A 4,478-nucleotide genomic window follows, 5' to 3' on the forward strand; every position below is an offset into this window, starting at 1 on the left:
GGTCCACGCCGATGCCGATCTCGATGCACAGGCTGATCTGGGGGCCGGGGGGCGGGTCGGCGAGCGCGCCGGGCGGGAACGCGAGCGCGCCGGCGAGCGCGGCGGGCAGGACGGCGAGGCGGCGCACGATCAGCCGCCTCCCGCGATGCGCCGCAGCTCGCCGTCCACGGCGGTGAACGCCTCGGGGCCGACGGCCAGGGCGCCGCTGAACACGTGCGAGATGTCGATGGTCAGGTACGCCCCGGCGGCCAGCAGCCCGGCCATCAGGGCCAGCGGCACCAGCGTCATGCCGCGGGGGCGGGCGCCCGCCATGAACGGCAGCAGCACGACGGCGGCGCCGGTGCCGACGGTGACGGCGAGCAGCCCGGCGGGCGGCGTCGTCCGGGCGTCATTGGCGCGCTGGCGGCGGGCGGAGGAGATCTCGCCGAGGTGGGCGAGCAGGGTGCCGCGCGCCTCCTTGAGTTCGTCGTCGTCGCCGGTGTCGACGGCGGTGACATGGCGGCGCAGGTCGTCCAGCTGCCGCCAGCCGCGCGGGCTGAGCCGCCGCCCGTCGCGCATGAGCCGCCATTCGGGGCCGCGGACCAGCTCGACGTACTCGCGCAGCCCGTCCTGGACGTAACGGGCGTCGGACGCGGGCAGCCGCCCGGCCGTCCAGTACGCCTCGGTGATCGCCTGGGTCTCGGCATAGGCATTGGCCCGCGCGGCGTCCGCGGTCGTCCACGGCACGACGATGGCGATGGCGAACGCCAGCAGGAACAGCGCCGACAGCATCGCCCCGCTGTGCGAGGCGGTGGGGCCGTCGGGGTCGGGATCGTCGATGGTGCCGCGGACGCGCCGGACCAGCCGGCTCGCGACGATCACGACGGCGACCGCGCACGCGGCGGCGGCACAGTAAACGATCATGTCCCTCCCGGGGAGCAACGTGTCATCACCGTGGGTGATTGTAGATTTACCTGCGGTGGCTACCGGCGGGTTGTGCTTGGTTGTCACGTGGAGGTGAGGTGACCGCCCGGCCAGGGAAGGTGAACATGTGCGCGGCGGAGAGTCCGCGGTGACTGCTACCAGTTCTTGTGAAATATGGTGTCCATGCCGGAAGATCTCCCGTAGAGAACCCGGTATGAAGGACGATTGATGGAACCGGCCTGAGTGGGCGGCCGCGTGAGGGGAGACGGCAATGGCGCCGCAGGGAAAGCTGGACCTCGATCCCGAGGTGGTGCGCGCCGCCCGGCGGCTGGCCGCCCGGGCCGCCGAGCCCATCATCGAGATGGCGCGCTCCCACACCACCGTGTCCGTCGAGCGCGCCCTGCTGCGGCTGGCCGGGCTCACCGGCGCCGACGACGGCGGGCGCCCCTGGGCCAACCACCTCGCCGACGCCGTCCGCGACCAGGTCGGGCTGGAGCACGGCGTGGCCCTGCCCGTCTGGGACGCCCTGCTCAACGGGCCGCACGGCTCCCTCGGCGACCTCGCCCAGGCCGCCGCGGCGGGCCGCGCGGCGTTCCGGCTCCCGTCCGGCACCGACGCCGCGCTCGCCCGCAAGGCCGCGGGGGAGGCCGCCCGCGGCGGGATCTCCCGCATCGACCGCCGCCGCGCCGAACGCGACGCGCTGCTGCGCGAGCTGCCGCCGCCGGACGCGGCGGACCCGCCCAAGCCGCTGGTCTACCTGATCGTGGCGACCGGCGACATCTACGAGGACATCCCGCAGGCGCAGGCCGCCGCGCGCGAGGGCGCCGACGTCGTCGCGGTGATCCGCTCCACCGGCCAGTCGCTGCTGGACTTCGTCCCGGAGGGCGCCACCCGCGAGGGCTACGCGGGCACGTACGCGACGCGGGAGAACTTCCGGCTGATGCGGTCCGCGCTGGACGAGGTGTCCCGCGAGCTGGGCCGCTACGTTCGGCTGACGAACTACGCCTCCGGGCTGTGCATGCCGGAGATCGCGACGCTCGCCGGGCTGGAGCGCCTGGACATGATGCTGAACGACTGCATGTACGGCATCATCTTCCGCGACATCAACCCCCGCCGCACGTTCATCGACCAGCGCTTCTCCCGGCAGATCCACGCCCGCGCCGGCATCGTCATCAACACCGGCGAGGACAACTACCTCACCACCGCCGACGCGGTCGACGCCGCGCACACCGTCACCGTCAGCCAGCTGCTGAACGAGCGGTTCGGGCACGAGGCGGGCCTCGCCGACCACCAGCTCGGCCTCGGCCACGCCTTCGAGATCGACCCGGCCGTGCCCGGGTCGTTCCGGCTGGAGCTCGCGCACGCCCAGCTCGCCCGGGAGCTGTTCCCCGACGCGCCGCTGAAGTACATGCCGCCCACCAAGCACATGACCGGCAACATCTTCGCCGGCTACCTGCTGGACGCCTTCTTCAACCTCGCGGGCGTCATGACGGGCCAGTCGATCATCCTGATCGGGATGATGACCGAGGGCATCCACACGCCCTGGCTGTCGGACCGCGACCTGGCGCTGGAGAACGTCCGCTACGTCCGCGACGCGTGCGGCGACCTCGCCGAGGACTTCATGCCCCGTCCCGACGGCATGCTCGTCCAGCGCGCCAAGCGGGTGCTGTCGGAGTCGGTGGAGCTGCTGGAGCGGGTCAGCGACGACGGCCTGCTCACCGCCATCGCCGAGGGCACCTTCGGCGTCACCCGCCGCCCGCCCGACGGCGGCAAGGGCCTGGACGGCGTCGTCCCCCGCGCCCCCGGATACTGCAACCCCGCGATCGAGATCCTCGACACCGAGGACCCGCACGCCGCCGCCGGCGCGGCCGAGCAGGAGGTGCCCGCATGACGGTCGAGAGCCCCGGGACTCAGGCCCCGGCCGACACCCCGGCCGAGCCCGCCGACACCCGGCAGGTGATCCGCCCCTACGGCGACACCACCGGCGACGGCATGGTGCAGATGTCGTTCACCCTGCCCGTCCCGGCCGGGAAACGCGCCGAGGCCGCCGCGCTGCAGCTCGCCGGGAAGATGGGCCTGGACCCCGCCAGCGTCGTGCACGCCAAGCCGATGGGCCCCGACTTCACCTTCTTCATCGTCTACGGGAAGGTCCGGCACCTCGTCGACTACGCCTCCATCCCCGCCCCCGAGGAGCGCGCGTACCCGCTGCTGACCTCCCAGGAGGTGAACCTGGCGATCCGCCGCGCGCTGAACCGGCGGCTGGTGGTCGTCGGCGCCTGCATCGGCACCGACGCCCACACCGTCGGCATCGACGCGATCCTCAACGTCAAGGGGTTCGCCGGGGAGAAGGGTTTGGAGTACTACCGCGAGATCCACGTGGTCAACATGGGCGCCCAGGTCACCGTGCCCGAGCTGGTCGAGCGCGCCAAGGCCGAGAACGCCGACGCCGTCCTGGTGTCCCAGGTCGTCACCCAGCGCAACGCGCACCTGCACAACACCAAGCAGATGGCCGCCGCGTTCCACGCCGAGTACCCCACCGCCGTCGCCGGCGGCATGGGGCGGCCGCTGCTGGTCGTCGGCGGCCCCCGGTTCGACACCGTCGCCGAGGCCGATCTCGGCGTCGACCGCATCTTCGGCAAGGGCACCACCCCGGCCGAGGTCGCCAGCTACCTCGTGCACGCCCTGCTCCCCGCCGACCCCGGCTCCGGAGACCCCGCCGACCCCGCCGACCAGGAGGACGAATCACCATGAGCGACCCGCGCGAGGGGCTGACCGTCACGCACCGCCGCTACATCCCCTACTCCCACGCCCACTACGCGGGCGACCTGGTCGACGGCGCCTACGTGCTCGGGCTGTTCGGGGACGCCGCCACGGAGCTGTGCATCCGCTCCGACGGCGACGAGGGGCTGTTCGCGTCCTACTCCGACGTGCAGTTCCGCGCCCCCGTCCGGGCCGGGGACGTCCTGGAGACCACCGCCGTCCTCACCCGCGCCGGGACCCGCAGCCGGGTCATGGACTTCGAAGCCCGCGTGGTGTGCCGGGGCCGCCCGGACAAGGGCGGGTCCGCCGCCGAGGTGCTGCCCGAACCGGTCGTCGCGGTCACCGCGACCGGGACCGTCGTCGTCACCGCGCCCGGGTCCTGAGTCCGCCCGCCGCGCGGTGATCGCCGCGGGATGACCGCCGATCTTGCGCGGGGAAAACGCCGGGCCGGTGATCATGGCGCTGGCCTGGGACGACATGGTGTCATCGCAGAACATGCCGTGGTTGACAAGGTGGCTGAAGCCGGTAGTTTTGCTGCAGTCCAGCACGGGACTCACCGATCGGCCGCCCGAGGCGCCGCCGGGCACCGCGCCGCGACGGGGACGGGGATCACGCGAGTGACCGCCGCCGTGCCCGCCCGAACCAGCGTGGTGGACCGGAGCCGTGCCCGGACGGAGCCGCCCGATCGGGCGGGGGGTTGGACCCGGGAAGGGCCCCGGCATCCAGTAGAAAACGGAGCCTCGTTCTCACCGCCTGTGGGACGTCTCCGGCCCGACGGGTGTCGCGGGCCCTCTTCCGCGTGCCCGCCCTCCCTC

Annotated in this window: 4 protein-coding genes; 3 read left to right on the plus strand and 1 reads right to left on the minus strand. The window is 73.2% G+C overall.

Annotated features, from left to right (window positions below):
• Nucleotides 1-129 precede the first annotated feature (129 nt).
• Nucleotides 130-903 (minus strand): DUF4239 domain-containing protein, encoded by a 774-nt coding sequence (locus E1266_RS35870; protein ID WP_132054834.1) that lies wholly within the window; start codon nucleotides 901-903, stop codon nucleotides 130-132.
• A 271-nt stretch (nucleotides 904-1,174) separates the two neighbouring features.
• On the opposite strand from E1266_RS35870, the gene E1266_RS35875 reads away from it, so the two are divergent.
• From E1266_RS35875 to E1266_RS35885, 3 genes are read left to right on the plus strand one after another with little or no spacing between them, the layout of a single operon-like run.
• A complete protein-coding gene (locus tag E1266_RS35875) occupies nucleotides 1,175-2,794 on the plus strand; it encodes a lysine 5,6-aminomutase subunit alpha (protein ID WP_132054836.1) in 1,620 nt (539 codons plus the stop codon).
• Nucleotides 2,791-3,654, plus strand: a complete 864-nt coding sequence (locus tag E1266_RS35880) for an OAM dimerization domain-containing protein (RefSeq protein ID WP_132054838.1) — start codon at nucleotides 2,791-2,793, stop codon at nucleotides 3,652-3,654. The genes E1266_RS35875 and E1266_RS35880 overlap by 4 nt, the downstream gene beginning before the upstream one ends.
• The gene (locus tag E1266_RS35885; protein ID WP_132054840.1) at nucleotides 3,651-4,046 is read left to right on the plus strand and encodes a hotdog fold domain-containing protein; all 396 of its coding nucleotides are present in this window, start codon (nucleotides 3,651-3,653) and stop codon (nucleotides 4,044-4,046) included. Before E1266_RS35880 ends, E1266_RS35885 begins: the two co-directional genes overlap by 4 nt.
• Nucleotides 4,047-4,478 lie beyond the last annotated feature (432 nt).

Origin of the sequence: Actinomadura sp. 7K534 (genome assembly GCF_004348575.1) — a bacterium.
GTDB classification, from domain to species: domain Bacteria; phylum Actinomycetota; class Actinomycetes; order Streptosporangiales; family Streptosporangiaceae; genus Spirillospora; species Spirillospora livida.